This is a genomic window from Streptosporangium sp. NPDC003464 (assembly GCF_053588315.1).
The window spans coordinates 1-15,349 of record NZ_JBSFPS010000242.1 but is presented as its reverse complement, the minus strand read 5'-3'; the positions used below and the strand labels follow the sequence as shown (position 1 = coordinate 15,349).

17 protein-coding genes are annotated in these 15,349 nt (G+C 72.2%); 9 read left to right on the top strand and 8 right to left on the bottom strand.

Going from position 1 to position 15,349, the window contains the following annotated elements; all coding sequences use genetic code 11:
• The first annotated feature begins 95 nt into the window (after positions 1-95).
• The gene (locus tag ACWDS7_RS37555) at positions 96-320 is read left to right on the top strand and encodes a DUF2203 domain-containing protein (RefSeq protein ID WP_451933131.1); all 225 of its coding nucleotides are present in this window, start codon (positions 96-98) and stop codon (positions 318-320) included.
• Between the two features lie 3 nt (positions 321-323).
• On the opposite strand, the gene ACWDS7_RS37550 is transcribed toward ACWDS7_RS37555, so the two are convergent.
• Positions 324-734: an organic hydroperoxide resistance protein gene (locus tag ACWDS7_RS37550; RefSeq protein ID WP_451933128.1), complete on the bottom strand. Its 411-nt coding sequence runs from the start codon at positions 732-734 to the stop codon at positions 324-326.
• A gap of 99 nt (positions 735-833) precedes the next feature.
• On the opposite strand from ACWDS7_RS37550, the gene ACWDS7_RS37545 reads away from it, so the two are divergent.
• Positions 834-1,262 carry a MarR family winged helix-turn-helix transcriptional regulator gene (locus tag ACWDS7_RS37545; protein ID WP_451933130.1) on the top strand — a complete coding sequence of 143 codons (429 nt, stop codon included), beginning with the start codon at positions 834-836 and terminating at the stop codon, positions 1,260-1,262.
• Positions 1,259-1,606, top strand: coding sequence for an MmcQ/YjbR family DNA-binding protein (locus tag ACWDS7_RS37540; RefSeq protein WP_451933127.1), 348 nt, complete (start codon positions 1,259-1,261; stop codon positions 1,604-1,606). The genes ACWDS7_RS37545 and ACWDS7_RS37540 overlap by 4 nt, the downstream gene beginning before the upstream one ends.
• Here ACWDS7_RS37540 and ACWDS7_RS37535 read toward each other — a convergent pair.
• The 3 genes from ACWDS7_RS37535 to ACWDS7_RS37525 all read right to left on the bottom strand — a co-directional run bounded on the left by ACWDS7_RS37535 (position 1,580) and on the right by ACWDS7_RS37525 (position 3,832).
• The gene (locus ACWDS7_RS37535) at positions 1,580-2,293 is read right to left on the bottom strand and encodes a serine hydrolase domain-containing protein (RefSeq protein ID WP_451933126.1); all 714 of its coding nucleotides are present in this window, start codon (positions 2,291-2,293) and stop codon (positions 1,580-1,582) included. The genes ACWDS7_RS37540 and ACWDS7_RS37535 overlap by 27 nt on opposite strands.
• Positions 2,294-2,697: 404 nt before the next feature.
• On the bottom strand, positions 2,698-3,612 hold the full coding sequence (locus tag ACWDS7_RS37530; RefSeq protein WP_451933125.1) for a hypothetical protein: 915 nt from the start codon (positions 3,610-3,612) through the stop codon (positions 2,698-2,700).
• A gap of 10 nt (positions 3,613-3,622) precedes the next feature.
• The gene (locus ACWDS7_RS37525) at positions 3,623-3,832 is read right to left on the bottom strand and encodes a hypothetical protein (protein ID WP_451933124.1); all 210 of its coding nucleotides are present in this window, start codon (positions 3,830-3,832) and stop codon (positions 3,623-3,625) included.
• A 118-nt stretch (positions 3,833-3,950) separates the two neighbouring features.
• Here ACWDS7_RS37525 and ACWDS7_RS37520 point away from each other — a divergent pair, with 118 nt between their 5' ends.
• Genes ACWDS7_RS37520 through ACWDS7_RS37505 form a run of 4 tightly spaced genes read left to right on the top strand, consistent with a single transcriptional unit; the run spans position 3,951 to position 8,624 of the window.
• Positions 3,951-5,129 (top strand): LLM class flavin-dependent oxidoreductase, encoded by a 1,179-nt coding sequence (locus ACWDS7_RS37520; protein WP_451933123.1) that lies wholly within the window; start codon positions 3,951-3,953, stop codon positions 5,127-5,129.
• Positions 5,126-6,451 (top strand): NtaA/DmoA family FMN-dependent monooxygenase, encoded by a 1,326-nt coding sequence (locus ACWDS7_RS37515; RefSeq protein WP_451933122.1) that lies wholly within the window; start codon positions 5,126-5,128, stop codon positions 6,449-6,451. Before ACWDS7_RS37520 ends, ACWDS7_RS37515 begins: the two co-directional genes overlap by 4 nt.
• Positions 6,448-7,506: an LLM class flavin-dependent oxidoreductase gene (locus ACWDS7_RS37510; RefSeq protein ID WP_451933121.1), complete on the top strand. Its 1,059-nt coding sequence runs from the start codon at positions 6,448-6,450 to the stop codon at positions 7,504-7,506. The genes ACWDS7_RS37515 and ACWDS7_RS37510 overlap by 4 nt, the downstream gene beginning before the upstream one ends.
• Positions 7,503-8,624 (top strand): LLM class flavin-dependent oxidoreductase, encoded by a 1,122-nt coding sequence (locus tag ACWDS7_RS37505; protein ID WP_451933120.1) that lies wholly within the window; start codon positions 7,503-7,505, stop codon positions 8,622-8,624. Before ACWDS7_RS37510 ends, ACWDS7_RS37505 begins: the two co-directional genes overlap by 4 nt.
• 130 nt (positions 8,625-8,754) lie before the next feature.
• Here ACWDS7_RS37505 and ACWDS7_RS37500 read toward each other — a convergent pair whose 3' ends face one another.
• Together ACWDS7_RS37500 and ACWDS7_RS37495 are read right to left on the bottom strand one after the other, a co-directional pair.
• Entirely contained in the window at positions 8,755-9,915 is a 1,161-nt protein-coding gene (locus ACWDS7_RS37500; RefSeq protein ID WP_306874827.1) for a cation:proton antiporter, read from the bottom strand.
• A gap of 8 nt (positions 9,916-9,923) precedes the next feature.
• Entirely contained in the window at positions 9,924-10,406 is a 483-nt protein-coding gene (locus ACWDS7_RS37495) for a cation:proton antiporter regulatory subunit (protein WP_451933129.1), read from the bottom strand.
• 325 nt (positions 10,407-10,731) lie between these two features.
• On the opposite strand from ACWDS7_RS37495, the gene ACWDS7_RS37490 reads away from it, so the two are divergent.
• Positions 10,732-11,892, top strand: a complete 1,161-nt coding sequence (locus ACWDS7_RS37490) for a saccharopine dehydrogenase family protein (RefSeq protein WP_451933119.1) — start codon at positions 10,732-10,734, stop codon at positions 11,890-11,892.
• 113 nt (positions 11,893-12,005) lie between these two features.
• On the top strand, positions 12,006-12,809 hold the full coding sequence (locus ACWDS7_RS37485; RefSeq protein WP_451933118.1) for an SAM-dependent methyltransferase: 804 nt from the start codon (positions 12,006-12,008) through the stop codon (positions 12,807-12,809).
• A gap of 192 nt (positions 12,810-13,001) precedes the next feature.
• Here the strand turns inward: ACWDS7_RS37485 and ACWDS7_RS37480 are convergent, their stop codons facing one another.
• Positions 13,002-14,510, bottom strand: a complete 1,509-nt coding sequence (locus ACWDS7_RS37480; protein WP_451933117.1) for an MFS transporter — start codon at positions 14,508-14,510, stop codon at positions 13,002-13,004.
• Between the two features lie 263 nt (positions 14,511-14,773).
• Positions 14,774-15,349 (bottom strand): carbohydrate-binding protein (locus ACWDS7_RS37475; protein WP_399965829.1); only part of this gene is annotated, 576 nt, incomplete at its 5' end.

Sequence of the window (15,349 nt, the reverse complement as noted above, 5' to 3'; positions counted from 1 at the left end):
GGCACGGCTTCACCGTCAACATCGCTGCTCGTTCCGGTTTCACCGGCTGGGGTATGCGGCTTTAGCCCTGCTTTGCATCACCTTCGGGCGGCGGTCTGCCGGAGGCGAAGGCGCTGGAGGCGCGGCTGGATGAGATCCTCGGCTGGTTCGAGGCGCGGGGGATCGAGATCAAGGGGGTCGCGCCCCTGCTGCTGGACTTCCCCTCGGTGCTCGACGGGGTGCCGGTCCTGCTGTGCTGGCTCGAAGGGGACCGCGACCTGGCCTGGTATCACCGCGAGGATCTCGGCTTCGCCGGCCGCCGCCCCCTCCTCCGGACGTGACCGTCACTCGATCACCAGGTTGACCGGGATGTTGCCCCGGGTGGCGTTGGAGTAGGGGCAGACCTGGTGGGCGGCCTCGACCAGGGCGGTGCCGGCCTCACCCCGCAGGTCATCGGGGAGCTCCACGCGCAGCGTCACGGTCAGCCCGTAGGCCCTGCCGTCGGGCACCAGGCCCACCTCGGCCGTCACCGAGGCGTCGGAGACGTCGACCCTCTCGCGCTTGGCGACCAACTGCAGCGCGCCGGCGAAACAGGCGGCGTAGCCCGCCGCGAACAGCTGCTCGGGGTTGGTGCCCTCGCCGGAGCCGCCGAGCTCCTTCGGCGGGGCGAGCGTCACGTCGAGACGGTTGTCCGAGGACACCGCCCGTCCCTCGCGTCCGGAGGCGGTGGCGGCGGCCGTGTAGAGCGTGCTCATGGGTTCTCCTGGAGGATCGAGGATATATTGATTGCCTGCAATTGAATTGTGTGCAATCAAGTTGGATGCAGTCAAGTTGATATACTGCGTGCCGTGACGATGCTGCTGCTGGAGAACCAGTTCTGCTTCGACGTGCACGCCGCGTCGCGGGCGCTGGACGGTGTCTACCGCAAGGAGCTGCGCGAGCTCGGCCTGACCTATCCGCAGTATCTGGCGATGATGGTGCTCTGGGAGCGCCAGCCGGTGACGGTCAAGGAGCTCGGCACGGCCCTGCGCCTCGACTCGGGCACGCTGTCGCCGCTGCTCAAGAGGCTGGAGGCGGCGGGGCTGGTGCGCCGGGAGCGCAGCGCCGCCGACGAGCGCTCCGTGCTGGTACGGCTCACGCCCGAGGGGGCCGGGCTGAGGGAGCCGGCGCTGGAGGTCCCCGGCAGGATCTTCGAGGCCACCGGTCTCGACCTCGCCGAGCTGCTCGATCTGCAGCGCACGCTGCGCCGCCTCACCGCCGCCCTCGACGGGGCGTCCCGATGATCACAGGTGACGACGTCCGCCGCGTGGCCATGGAGCTGCCCCGGACCGAGGAGAGGCTCGTCAGGGACCGGGTGACGTTCCGGGTGGGCAGGATCGTCTACGTCGCGATCTCGCCGGACGAGACCTCCATGGGGTTCGCCTTCCCCAAGGAGGAGAGGGCCGCGCTGATCGCGGCCGAGCCGGGGAAGTTCCACCTGCCCCGGCCCTCCGACGAGCGCTACAACTGGGTCCAGGTGTGGCTGGAGGCGATCGACGGGCCCGAGATGCGGGAGCTGGTCGAGGAGGCATGGCGGATGGCCGTGCCCAAGCGCATGCATTCACCCCTTGGCCGGCGGACCACCTGACGGTATGGCTTTCCGACCCGGGTCCTCGGGTTGCAGGCTGTGGAGCCATTGTCGCTGGTATTCGGCGTTCAAGACCTTGCTGGAGACCAGTGCCCGGATCCACGTGGCCAGATTGTTCGCGGTGGAGACGGCGCCACCGGCGGCGGTGGCGTAGGAGGGGTTCTGGTAGGTGTGGTCGACGGGCTGGAGTGTTCCGTTCCGCGCGGCGGTCCGCATGTCGGCGGGGTACTGCCTGTCGACCAGCGCGTAGGAGGACCCGCCGTACATGTAGCCGTGCGAGTAGCGATCCGGGACGGAGTTGTCGTCGGCGGCGGGAAGCGAAGTCCGCCGCAGCCTGAGCGGGCCGGACAACCGGTCCTGGAACTGCTGGGCCAACAGGCGCCCACCGGCCTTCTCGGCTGTCAGACCCAGCAACGCGTAGTCGGTGTTGCTGTAGTCGTAGGACGTGCCGGGCGGGAACCGCGGCGGGTGCCGGAACGCGATGGCCAGCACCTCCTGCGGTGTCCAGACCTTCGTCGGGTCGGCATCCAGAGCCGCCGCCAACTCGGGCGCGTCCGTGTAGTCGTAAAGCCCGCCCCGCATCTTCAGCAGCTCTGCGATGGTGATGTTCTTGTCGTTGGGCACATCCGGGACGTATTTGGACACCGGATCGTCGAGCCGGAGCTTGCCGTCCTGGGCAAGCAGCACGATCAGCGCCGGCCGCCTCGGTGCGGAGGGGGGTGCGGTCGGCGTGCCGGGCCGTGATGAACGGGCCGGCCCGATCGCCGTGTCCGATGGTGCCGTGGCCGTCGGCCCGGAGGTGAGTGAGCAGCTCGCGACCAAGAGGGCGGCGCAGGGCACGAGCCCGGCGATGCGGGTGAGGCGCGACTTCCGGGGACGACGTCCTCCGTGGCGTGCGCTCAGTCCGTTCTTCGCCTGGGAAACCCTCATCGTCGGCATCACGGCCTTCACCCCAGGAGCCGGGTACCGCGCTGATGAGCGGTACCGGGGGAACCGGCCATTTTAGCATTCCCGTGGTCTCGTGGATCAGGTTCGCCGGGGGCGCTGCCAGGCTGGGGGCCGGCCGGCGGGCCGCCCCGGCGACCCCGGGATCACGAGGTCCCGCTGCGATGGACCTCACCGGCCAGCCTGGTCACCTGGCCGGTGGAGCGCTGCCAGGTGGTCCCGGTGGGGTGGGCGGTGAGCAGGACCATGATCCACCGTTCTCCCGGGCCGACGAGCCCGGTGGTGTGCAGCACCGGATGGCCGAAGTCGGGGACCCCGGCGCCCCCGGCCGGCGCCGGCGAGGCGGCCGTGGTCTGTGCCGTGTCCGTGCCCGGCGTGTTCTGGGCCGTGCCCGCGGCCGGTGCGGATCCGGGAGCGCCGCTCTGCCGGCACCGGACCGGGGGCGTCGAGCCGTACCCCGACCAGCCCTGCTTGACCGCCCACGGGCGGGCGACCCCGCGGGGTATGCCGAAATACTGGTCGAAGCCGTCGGAGCCGCACTGGCCGGCCTTGCGCAGGTGGCCGAGGACGAGGCCGCTGACCTCCGGGTCCGCCTGGTCGAGCAGGTAGCGGTAGGTGCGGACGATGTCCAGCGCGCTGATCGAGGTGTAGCCCCAGAACCCGGGCCAGCCGGCCGGCGGGGGAGTGGTGTCGGTCAGCCGCAGCTTGCGCGCCATCCGCTTGATGATCTGTCCCTTGCCGCCCCGGTCCCAGAAGGAGCTCGCCGCGTCGTCGTCGCTGACCCGCAGCATGACCTTCAGGAGCGCCAGGTCGCTCTTGGGGACGTTCTTGTGCGACTCCAGGTAGTCGATCGCGATCAGGATCTTCACCACCGACGCGGACCGGAACTTCCGGTGCACGTTGCGGTGGGCGGTGACCTTGCCGGCCTGCCGGTCGAAGACCGCGTATCCGGCGGTCATCCCGGCCGGGACGTGCGGCTTGGCGGGGGAGGCGGCGGACACCGGGCCGGTGGCCGCCAGGAGGGGGAGGGCCGTCGCGAGGAGTGTCAGGAAACGCGTCACGCGCAAATGCCTACCAGATCCCGGCGGCGGCGCCCCCCTGGTGGCCGGGAGCCCCGCCGCCGGGGCCGTGAGATCGAGGACCGCCGGGCCCCCTCAGCCGGTGGGGCCGGCGGGTGCGATGGTCATGTATCCCCCTGGGACATGGGAGGGCGGTCTGCGGCCGGTAGCGGAACAGGCCGCCGATCCCGGGGGTGTCGGTGGGCAGGTCGATGTGCGGCATGGGCCTCCTGTCGATCGGCTCAGGCGCAGCGTGGGCGGGAGGGGTCCGGGTGGTCAATCCCCTCCATAAATCCAACTAAACATGTAGGAATTTCGGGTTTTAGTGTTATCTTCGGGACATGTCGGCAGCTCCTCTCCATCTCGCCGTCGCACTCGACGGCGCCGGATGGCATCCGGCGGCCTGGCGTGACCCCGCCGCCACCCCGAAAACACTGTTCACCGCCGCCTACTGGGCCGGCCTCGTGGCCGAAGCCGAGCACGGCCTGCTCGACTTCGTCACCATCGAAGACTCCCTGGCCCTGCAGACCACCCGTCTGGACGGCCCCGACGGCCGCACCGACCAGGTGCGGGGCCGGTTCGACGCGGTCCTCGTGGCCTCGCGGGTCGCCCCGCTGACCCGGAGGATCGGGCTGGTGCCCACGGTCACGACGACCCACACCGAGCCCTTCCACGTCGCCAGCGCCCTGTCCACCCTGGACCACGTCAGCGCCGGGCGGGCCGGGTGGCGCGTGCAGGTCTCCGGCCGCCGCGCCGAGGCCGCCCACTTCGGCCGCCGCGACATCCCCGAGCTCCGGCCGGACAGCTTCGACCGCCCCGAGAGCGTCCGCCTGATCCAGGAGCTGTTCGACGAGGCCGCCGACGCCGTCGAGGCGGTCCGCCGCCTCTGGGACAGCTGGGAGGACGACGCGGTGATCCGCGACGTGGCCACCGGCCGTTTCGTCGACCGCGACAAGCTGCACCACATCGACTTCGAAGGCCCCCGGTTCAGCGTCAGGGGCCCCTCGATCGTCCCGCGGCCGCCCCAGGGGCAGCCGCCGGTCACCGCGCTGGCCCACTCCCGGATACCGTACGAGTTCGCCGCGCGCAGCACCGACGTCGTCCACGTCACCCCGCACGACGGCGAGCAGGCGCGCGCCGTCGTGCGGGAGATCCGCGGGCTCGCCCCCGGTCCGCTGAAGGTCTTCGCCGACCTGGTCGTCTTCCTGGGACAGGACGCCGGGGAGCGCAGGGCCCGGCTCGACGGGCTCGACGGCGCGGCGCACGCCTCCGACGCCGCGATCTTCGCCGGCACCCCCGAGCAGCTCGCCGACCTGCTCCTGGACTGGCGCCGGGCGGGTCTGGACGGCTTCCGGCTGCGCCCCGCCGTACTGCCGGCCGACCTGAGCGCGATCACCCGGGGCCTGGTCCCGGAGCTGCGGCGGCGCGGCGTCTTCCGGCGCGCCTACGAGGCGGCCACGCTCCGCGGCCACCTCGGCCTGCCACGTCCCGTCAGCCGCTACGCGGGGAGCCGACGATGAAACAGGTCATCCTCGCCGCCCACTTCCCGGGCGTGAACAACCAGACCGTCTGGAGCGACCCGGCCTCGGGCAGCCAGATCGACTTCGCCTCCTTCGCCCACCTCGCGCGGACGGCCGAGCGCGGCAGGTTCGACTTCTTCTTCCTCGCCGACGGCCAGCGGCTGCGCGAGCAGCGCGGCAGGATCCACGACCTCGACGTGGTCGGCCGCCCGGACTCCCTCACCGTGCTGTCCGCCCTCGCCGCGGTCACCACCCACCTGGGGCTGGCCGGGACGGTCAACGCCACCTTCAACGAGCCCTACGAGCTCGCCCGCAAGCTCGCCAGCCTCGACCACCTGTCCGGCGGCCGGGCCGGATGGAACGTCGTCACCTCCTCCGACGCGTTCACCGGGGAGAACTTCCGGCGGGGCGGCTACCTGCACCACTCCCAGCGCTACGAGCGCGCCGAGGAGTTCGTGCGGACGGTCCGCGAGCTCTGGGACTCCTGGGCCGCCGAGGACCTCGTGGCCGACCCCGCGACCGGAACGTTCGCCGCCGCCGGGGCGGGCGCGTTCGCCCACCGGGGCGCCCACTTCGACATCGGCGGGCACTTCACCGTGCCGCGCAGCCCGCAGCGTCACCCGCTGACCATCCAGGCCGGCGACTCCGAAGGGGGCCGGGAGTTCGCGGCGGCCACCGCCGACGCCATCTTCTCCCGGCACGGCAGGCCGGAGGAGGGGCGGGCCTTCTACCGCGACATCAAGGCCAGGGTCGCCGCGCACGGCAGGGACCCCGGCTCGCTGAAGATCCTGCCCGGCGCGACCTTCGCCCTCGGTGACACCGACGCCGAGGCCCAGGAGAACGCCGACCACATCCGGCGCCAGCAGGTCAGCCCGCAGACGGCGATCCTGCTGCTGGAGCAGCTCTGGAACCGCGACCTGTCGGCCTACGACCCCGAGGGCCCGCTGCCGGAGATCGACCCGGACGTCTCGGAGGAGTCCATCGTCAAGGGCCGCACCCGCATGTCCAGGGACCCGCTGAAGACGGCGGCCGAGTGGCGGGCCCTGGCCGAGGCGAAGAAACTCGGCATCCGCGACCTCGTCATCGAGGTCACCGGCAGGCAGTCCTTCATCGGCTCGCCCGCGCGGGTCGCCGAGGAGATCAACGGGTCCGTGCAGAGCGACGCGGCCGACGGCTTCATCCTGGTGCCGCACCTGACGCCCACCGGGCTGGACGAGTTCGTGGACAAGGTCGTCCCGCTGCTGCAGGAGCGCGGGGTGCTGCGCGCCGAATACGGGACGACCACGCTCCGCGGCCACCTCGGACTGGAGGGCGACGTATGAAGTTCCTGGCCATCACCCTGATCGTGCACGGACCGGACCCCATCACCGGCGAGCTGAAGTCCACCGGCGCGCGCCTGCGCGAGGTGGTGGACAACGCGGTCCTCGCCGAGGAGCTCGGCTTCGACGGCTTCGGCGTGGGGGAGCGGCACGAGCGCCCCTTCATCTCCTCCTCCCCGCCGGTCGTGCTCAGCCACATCGCCGCCAGGACCTCCACCATCAAGCTGTTCACCGCGGTGACCACGCTGAGCCTGCTCGACCCGGTCCGGGCCTTCGAGGACTACTCCACCCTCGACCACCTCTCCGACGGTCGCCTGGAGCTGATCATCGGCAAGGGGAACGGGGCCGCGCAGGCCCAGCTCTTCCACGTGACCGGTGCGGACCAGTGGGACCGCAACCGGGAGAGCTACGAGCTGTTCCGCCGTCTGTGGCGCGAGGACAAGGTCACCTGGTCCGGCCGGTTCCGGCCGCCGCTGGTGGAGGCCGAGACCTGGCCGCGCCCGCTGCAGCGGCCCATCCGCGTCTGGCACGGCAGCGCCACCAGCAGGGAGTCGGTGGACCTCGCCGCGAGCTACGGTGACCCGCTCTTCTCCGCCAACGTCACCAACCCGGTCGAGCCCTACGCCGAGCTGGTCGACCACTACCGGGAACGCTGGGAGTTCCACGGCCACGACCCCGCCGACGCCCTCGTCGGCGCGGGCAGCGCCGGCTACTACGCGGCCAGGAACTCCCAGGACGCGATCGAGACCTACCGGCCGATCTTCAACGCCCGTCTGGCGCTGTTCAAGAAGGTCGGGGTGGACCCGGTCTTCCACACGCTGGAGGACGCGATCGAGCGCAGCTCGATCCTGGTCGGCAGCCCCCAGCAGATCATCGACAAGGTCCACCGCTACCACGAGAGGCTCGGGCACGAGGTCATGCATCTGCACGCCGACGCGGACGGCCTGACCGACAAGCAGCACCGGGCCGCCCTCGAACTCTTCCAGAGCGAGATCGCCCCCGTGCTGCGCAGGGAGATCCCCAGCCGGCCGTTCCCCCGGTACGGAGGGCAGTCATGACCTCCCTGTCGATCCTCGACCTTTCTCCCGTCCCCTCCGGGGGGACGGCCGGCGACGCGCTGCGCAACACACTGGACCTGGCCAGGCGCGCCGAGGAGTTCGGCTACCGCCGCTACTGGCTGGCCGAGCACCACTTCGCGCCCGGCGTCGCGAGCGCCGCCCCCGCCGTGCTCATCGCCCTGGTGGCGGCCGCGACCAGCACGATCAGGGTCGGCTCCGGCGCCGTGCAGCTCGGCCACCAGACGGCCCTCGCCGTGGTCGAGCAGTTCGGCCTGATCGACGCGCTGCATCCGGGCCGCATCGACCTGGGGCTCGGCCGGTCGGGCCGGCGCAAGGCCGAGTTCGCCGAACTCGCCGAGAAGCCCCCGCGGCCGTCCCCGCCCGCCAGGGTCGTCGACGGGCTGCTCATCCCGGAGGGGTTCTCCTTCGCCGCGCTCGCCGCCTCGCCGATCCTCACGCTGTACGGCTCGCTGCTGCAGCAGCCGGGCGCGCGGAGCCCGGACTTCGCCGACCAGGTGGACGACATCATCGCGCTGCTGGCCGGGACCTACCGGTCGGCCGACGGGCTGGCGGCGCACGCCGTGCCGGGTGAGGGCGCGGACGTGGAGCTGTGGGTGCTGGGCAGCAGCGGCGGGCAGAGCGCGCAGGTGGCGGGGGAGCGCGGGCTGCCGTTCGCGGCGAACTACCACGTCAGCCCGTCCACCGTGCTGGAGGCGGCCGAGGCCTACCGGGAGGCGTTCAAGCCCTCGGCGACCCTGGCCGCGCCCCGTCTGATCGTCTCCGCCGACGTGGTCGTCGCCGAGGACGACGACACGGCCCGCGAGCTCGCCTCGCCGTACGGGCTGTGGGTGCGCAGCATCCGCACCGGCGCGGGCGCGATCCCGTTCCCGACGCCGGAGGAGGCCGCCGCCCACGAGTGGACCGAGGAGGACCGCGCGCTGGTCGCCGACCGGGTGGCCACCCAGTTCGTCGGCTCGCCGCGGACCGTCGCCGAGCGGCTGCGCGTCCTGCGCGACGTCACCGGCGCCGACGAGCTGCTCGTCACCACCATCACCCACGACCACGCCGACCGGGTCCGCTCCTACGAGCTGCTCGCCGCGGAGTGGGCCACCGGCTGAGCGCGCGGCCGGCCCGGCCTCCTCACACGCCCCTGACAGGCTCCGGAACGCATCCGGCCGGCAGGCCCCGGAACGCGTACGGCGCGTGGCCCGGCGAGGGACCACGCGCCGCAGGCGACCGCCTGACCGGTCAGGTGCGTTTGGCGATGGCGGTGATGAGGGGCTGGACGAGCCGGGCGGCCAGCGGGCCGAACGCGGCGAGGATGAGGACGTAGGCGGCGGCCAGCGGGCCGAGGTCGGGATGGACCCCGGCGGCCACGGCCAGGCCCGCGATCACGATGTTGAACTCGCCGCGGGGGATGAGCGCGATGCCCGCCCGCGCCCGTCCGGCCTTCGCGATCCCCGCCCGGCGGGCGGCGTAGGCGCCGGTGAGCAGCTTGGTGACCATGCTGACCAGGGCGAGCAGCGCGGCCAGCCCGGCCACCGGGCCGATCTTGGTGGGGTCGGTCTGCAGGCCGAAGAAGACGAAGAACACCGCGGCGAACAGGTCGCGGAGCGGGGTCAGCAGTGCCTGGGCGTCCTCGGCCAGCTCACCGGAGACCGCGATGCCGACCAGGAACGCGCCGACCGCGGCCGAGACCTGGAGCTGCTGGGCCACTCCGGCGACCAGCAGCGCGAGCCCGACCAGCTTCAGCAGCAGCACCTCCGAGTTGGGGCTGGAGATGAACGCCTCGATGAGGCGGCCGTAGCGCAGGGCGAGCAGCAGGACGACGCTGACGGTGGCCAGCGCGATGCCCACGGTGACCGCGCCGCCGACGAAGCTCACCCCGGCCAGCATGGCGGTCAGGATCGGCAGGTAGACCGCCATGGTCAGGTCCTCGAAGACCAGCAGGGACAGCACCACCGGGGTCTCCCGGTTACCGATCCATCCCAGGTCGGACAGGACCTTGGCGGTGATGCCCGAGGAGGTGGCGTAGGTGACGCCGGCCATGGCGACCGCGGCCACCGGGCCCCAGCCGAGCAGCAGCGCGGCGACCGCGCCGGGGGCCGCGTTGAGCACCAGGTCGACGACGCCGGCGCGGGCGTTGCCCTTCAGGCTCGTCACCAGCTCGTCGGCGTTGTACTCCAGGCCGAGGGTGAGCAGCAGCAGGATGACGCCGAGCTCGGCGCCGACCGAGATGAACTCCTCGCTGGTGGCCAGGGGCAGGATGCCACCCTGCCCGAAGGCCAGTCCAGCGACCAGGTAGAGGGGGATGGGGGAGATGCCGACGCGCATGGCGAGGGCCCCGAGAATGCCGAGCCCGAGAAGGACGGCGCCGAACTCCAGGAACAGGATCGCTGTCGAGTGCACCCGCTGCCCTAACCGTTGGTCAGGATGTCGGCGACGGCGGCGGTGCTCTCCGGGCTGCCCACCACGACGACCACGTCGCCGTCGGTGAACACGAAGTCGGGGCCGGGGCTGGCGAAGACCTGGCCGGCGCGGACCACGGCCACGATGGAGGCGCCGGTGCGGGTGCGCACGCGCGCGTCACCCATCGGACGGCCGGCGTACGGCGTGCCGGACAGGATGGGGAGCTGCAGGCTGACCAGCCCTTCGACCTCGCGGTGCAGGGCGTTGAGCCGCTGCACGATGCGCGGGGCGCCGAGGAGCTCGCAGAGCGCGTCGGCCTCCTCGTCGTTCAGTTTTATCGTCTCGCACGCCCGGTCGGGGTCGGTCGGGTCGTATATCACTAAGTCGCGACGGCCGGTCCGGTGGGAGACGATCCCGATGCGCCGGCCCGAGCGGGTGGTGAACTCGTGCCGTAGTCCGATTCCGGGCAGCGCCGTCTGCTCGACCTCCACCGTACGGTCCTCCATCTGGTCATATGTCGGTTGTTTACCTGAACCTACCAATCAGTGCGCGGAAGGGCGGGCAAGGAATAACCGCTATTACCGATTGATTTTGTAGGTTATTTGGCCGGCGATGAGTGGGCCCAAGCCCAGCCGGACAGCCTCGCTGCGCCCGGCATCGAGGGATCCGTGCTGTCCGGCCACCCCCACCTGGAGGAGGCGTGCCGGTCCGGCGAGGGTGTCCTTCCCCGGGTGCTCGCTCCTGTGGCAAGGTGAACAGAACCACATTCGGTCCGTACGGCTTGCGCGTGGCCGTGCCGGGGAGGAGTCCCAGCCCATGCCTGACGACCGCCCGTACGACATCGTGCTCTTCGGCTCCACCGGCTTCACCGGCGAGCTGACCGCGCGGTATCTGGCCCGCAGCGCCGGTCCCGGCTGCCGCTGGGCGCTGGCCGGCCGCAACCGGGCCAAGCTCGGAGCGGTCAGGGACCGCATCGGCCTGCCCGAGCTGCCGCTGCTCCACGCGGACGTGACGGACCCGGCCTCGCTGGCGGAGCTGGCCCGCCAGGCCAGGGTCGTCGCCACCACCGTGGGCCCCTACCTCTCCTACGGCGAGCCGCTCGTGGCCGCCTGCGCCGACGCGGGCACCCACTACGCCGACATCACCGGCGAGCCGGAGTTCGTCGACCTGATGTTCACCCGCCACCACCACCGGGCCGAGCGGACCGGGGCGAAGATCGTGCACGCCTGCGGGTTCGACTCCGTCCCGCACGACCTCGGCGCCTACTTCACCGTCAACCGGCTCCCCGAGGGGGTGCCGATCGAGGTGGACGGGTTCGTGCGGGGCAACGGCAAGCCGTCGGGCGGCACCGTCCACTCCGCCCTCACGGCGATCTCCCGGCCCCGGCAGACCGCCCGGGCCGCGCTCGCCCGGCGCGCGGCCGAAGGGCGGCCCATCGGCCGTCGCGCGCGCGGCACCGCCGGACCGCCCCGCTACGTGGGGGGCTGGGCCCTGCCCCTGCCCACGATCGACCCGCGGATCGTGGCGCGCTCGGCCCGCGCGCTGGAGCGCTACGGCCCCGACTTCACCTACCGCCACCACGTCGCCGTCAGGCGGCTGCCCGCCGCGCTGGGGCTCGTGGCCGGCACCGGCGCCCTCGTCGCGCTCGCCCAGCTCCCCCCGGTCCGCTCCTGGCTGCTCGGCCGGACCGCCTCCGGCGACGGGCCCACCCCCGAACAGCGGGCCAGGAGCTGGTTCAAGGTCACCTTCCTCGGCCGGGGCGGCGGCAAGCGTGTCGTCACCGAGGTGGCGGGCGGCGACCCCGGCTACGACGAGACCGCCAAGATGCTCGCCGAGTCGGCGCTCTGCCTGGCCTTCGACGACCTGCCGCCGGTCAGTGGCCAGGTCACCACGGCCGTGGCGATGGGCGGGGCGCTGATCGAGCGGCTCCAGCGGGCGGGCATCACCTTCACGGTGCTGAGCGGCCCGTCGAAGTAGACCTCGCCGGAGCGGGGAATCGGTCCTCCGTTAATCGGCAAAAGACGCATATCAGAGTCCCTTCACCACTTATGATCATTTGAACTGCCCCGGGATGACGAGGAAGGACCCCTGTGGCCGACAATCGGAGCGAGCGGAACGCCGGCATCGACACGACCCGGCCCAGCATCGCCAGGGCCTACGACGTCGTCCTCAACGGCAAGGACAACTTCGAGGTCGACCGCGCCTTCGTCGCCGAGATCGTGAAGGTCGTCCCGGAGATCTACGACGTGGCGACCTACAACCGGCAGATCCTCGGCCGGGGGGTGCGCTTCCTGTCCGGCCAGGGCATCACCCAGTTCGTCGACCTCGGCTCGGGGCTGCCGACGGAGGAGAACACCCACCAGGTCGCGCAGCGCGCCAATCCGGAGTCGCGGGTCGTCTACGTCGACAACGACCCGATGGTGCTGGCCCACGGCCGGGCGCTGCTCGCGGAGAACGACCGCACGGCGGTCATCACCTCCGACCTGCGTGACACCGAGGCCATCCTCTCCGACCCGGCCTTCAAGAACCTCATCGACCTCGGCCGCCCGGTGGCCGTGATGCTGGTCGGCATCCTGCACCACCTGCACGACGACGAGGACCCCCGGGCGATCGTCGAGGCGTACATGGCGGCGGTCCCGCCGGGCAGCTACCTGTTCATCACCCACTTCTGCGCCTCCACCCAGGAATCGCGCGACGCCGAGCAGAAGTACCTCGCGCTGCTCGGCACCGGCCGGTTCCGCACGCCGGAGGAGATCACCGCCTTCTTCGACGGCTTCGAGCTCCTCGACCCGGGCGTCGTCCCGCTGCCCCTGTGGCGGCCCGACGGACCCGTCCCCAGGAAGCTCACGGTGGGCCAGCAGCTCATGTACGGCGGCATCGCCTACAAGCGTTGAGGTCCTCCGCCGGACCGCGCCGGACACGCGGTTGATCAACCGGCCGGGTCCGGGGAGCAGGCCCCGCCCGCCCGCCGCCTCGACGGATGGTACGGCGGGCGGACCCCACAGCCACCCGCCGTACCGGCTCGTCGGCCCGTCCCCCGACGGGTGGTACGGCGGGCAGGCCCCACACCCGCCCGCCGTACCGGCTCACTCGGGCGCCCTCGGCGCCCGCTCCGCCCCGGTGACCCCGCGGGCGCCCGCCCGGCGTCCGGCGCGGCGGGCGGCGACCACGTCGGTGAGGGCCACGGCCAGCGCGACCAGCACGAAGCCGATGGTGACCAGCAGCGCGCGCCGGAACGCCAGGGCGTAGTCGCCGTGCGAGGAGGCGACCTCGGCGAAGAACACCGAGCCGACCACCGCGATGCCGAGGGCGGTGCCGATCCGCTGGCCCGTCTGCAACACGCCGCCGGCGGTGCCGGCCTCGGCCACCGGGACCTCCGACAGGGTCAGCGTCTGGTTGGGGGAGATCACCAGGCCGCTGCCGAGCCCGGCCACCAGCAGCGGCAGCGCGATCGCCCAGGCCACCTCCTGACCGGGGACCAGGCGCACGGCGAGCTCCGTGACGGTCAGACCGACGGCGACCAGCACCAGCCCCAGCACCACCAGCGGGCGGCCGAGCCGGGTGACGACCCGGCCCCCCAGCACGGAGGCCGCGGCCGAGCCCGCCGCGAACGGCATGCTCGCCAGGCCCGCTTCCAGGGCGGGGTAGCGCAGGCCGTCCTGCAGGTACAGGGTCAGCACGAAGAAGATCGCGGTGAAACCCGCGAAGTAGAGCGCCGCGATCAGGGCGCCCAGGGCGTAGGAGCGCCTGCCGAACAGCGACAGGTTGACCACCGGTTCGCGGCGCCGCCCGTACCGGCGCTCCCACTCCACGAAGCCGGCGAGCACGGCGAGCCCGGCGGCCAGCGGCAGCCACCTGTCCCGGCCGTGCCACTGCTGCCCCTCGACGAGCGGCAGCAGCACCAGCACGACGCCGGCGGCCAGCAGCAGCACGCCCACCGGGTCCATGCTCTCCCGCCGCCGTCCGTCCCGCGCCCGGGGCGGGATGTAGCGGTATGCCAGCACCATGGCCAGGACGCCGATCGGCACGTTGACGTAGAAGACGAGGCGCCACCCGTCGTGCCCGCCGCCGAGATGGATGAGCAGCCCGCCGAGCAGCGGGCCGATCGCGGTGGAGATGCCGATGGTGGCGCCCAGCAGCCCGAACGCCCGGCCCCGCTCCGCACCCCGGAAGAGCTGCTGGATCAGGCCGCTGACCTGCGGGTTGATCACCCCGCCCGCCACCCCCTGGACGAGCCGCGCCACGACCAGCCAGGTCGGGTTCTGGGCGACTCCGGCCGCCGCACTGGCCAGGGTGAACAGGGCGACGCCGGAGACGAAGACGTCGCGCCGGCCCCGCATGTCGCCGAAGCGCCCGGCGGGCACCAGCACCAGCCCGAAGGTGAGCGCGTAACCGGACACCACCCACTGCAGGGCGCTCTGCGGGGAGTCCAGCCCGGTGCGGATGGAGGGCAGCGCCACGTTGACGATGCTGACGTCCAGCAGGGTCATGAAGCCGGCCACCAGGCAGACGGTCAGCGCCTTCCACCGGCGTGGGTCCGTCCCCTCCGGCCGCTGCGCGGTCGACGTCCCGCCCGGCCGGGGTCCGGTGCTCATCCGGCCGGACGCCGGCCGACACGTCCCCGTCCGGCGTCTCCCGCGTCTCCGGGCAGCGCCGGTGGCCGGCTGGTGATCATGATGACCGCCTCGTCCTCGACTCTGGCGAAACTTCCGGTGATTCAGCAGCGCATACCTACCCTTTTCGGATAGTCCAATCACAACGCGCGGAGCGGCCCGTGGAGAAAGGAGCACGGCGGGCGGCCATGCCCGCCCGCCGTGCTCCGTCAGGGGTCGTGCTCCGCTGAGCGGTTCTCAGCCGATCAGATCGGCTGCCACAGGGCGGGGACGTTCGGCGGTTCCCAGCCGGGCAGTGAGGTGTGACCCTGCAGGCATCGGTAGCTGACGCCGTTGTAGGTCACCGTGTCCCCGGCCGCGTACGGGGTCCAGACCTCCCAGGTCGTGCCGCCCTGCCCGCCGCTGACGGTGAGGCTGAAGGAGGCGGAGCGGTCGGAGCTCGCGCCGTCGGCGTTGAGGTTGATCGTGTAGGTCCCGGCGGGCGTGTTCGCCGAGGTGGCGACCGTGACCGCGGAGGACTGGCCGGAGGTTATGTTCGCCGGGTTGAAGGAGACGGTCGTGCCGGCGGGCAGACCGGTGGCGCTCAGCAGGACGGCCTGCGCGTTACCGGAGGTCACCTGGGTGCTGAGCGTCGCACTGGCCGACTGGCCGGGCTGTACCGAGGCCGAGGACGGGCTCACCGAGACCGAGTAGTCGTCCGTGGGAGGAGGGGTGTTCCCCACGGCGAGCTTCCACAGGGCGTTGGCGATGGCGTCGCTGTTGCGGTCCAGCGCGGTGCTGTTGATGTTGGAGGTGGTGTCGCAGGCGGAGTGGTAGCAGCG

What these genes read in the sequence shown, in the direction of transcription:
- ACWDS7_RS37550 (WP_451933128.1), bottom strand. Translation starts at nt 734, where the DNA reads ATGAGCACGCTCTACACGGCCGCCGCCACCGCCTCCGGACGCGAGGGA.
- ACWDS7_RS37545 (WP_451933130.1), top strand. Translation starts at nt 834, where the DNA reads ATGCTGCTGCTGGAGAACCAGTTCTGCTTCGACGTGCACGCCGCGTCG.
- ACWDS7_RS37540 (WP_451933127.1), top strand. Translation starts at nt 1,259, where the DNA reads ATGATCACAGGTGACGACGTCCGCCGCGTGGCCATGGAGCTGCCCCGG.
- ACWDS7_RS37525 (WP_451933124.1), bottom strand. Translation starts at nt 3,832, where the DNA reads ATGCCGCACATCGACCTGCCCACCGACACCCCCGGGATCGGCGGCCTG.
- ACWDS7_RS37520 (WP_451933123.1), top strand. Translation starts at nt 3,951, where the DNA reads ATGTCGGCAGCTCCTCTCCATCTCGCCGTCGCACTCGACGGCGCCGGA.
- ACWDS7_RS37515 (WP_451933122.1), top strand. Translation starts at nt 5,126, where the DNA reads ATGAAACAGGTCATCCTCGCCGCCCACTTCCCGGGCGTGAACAACCAG.
- ACWDS7_RS37510 (WP_451933121.1), top strand. Translation starts at nt 6,448, where the DNA reads ATGAAGTTCCTGGCCATCACCCTGATCGTGCACGGACCGGACCCCATC.
- ACWDS7_RS37505 (WP_451933120.1), top strand. Translation starts at nt 7,503, where the DNA reads ATGACCTCCCTGTCGATCCTCGACCTTTCTCCCGTCCCCTCCGGGGGG.
- ACWDS7_RS37490 (WP_451933119.1), top strand. Translation starts at nt 10,732, where the DNA reads ATGCCTGACGACCGCCCGTACGACATCGTGCTCTTCGGCTCCACCGGC.
- ACWDS7_RS37480 (WP_451933117.1), bottom strand. Translation starts at nt 14,510, where the DNA reads ATGAGCACCGGACCCCGGCCGGGCGGGACGTCGACCGCGCAGCGGCCG.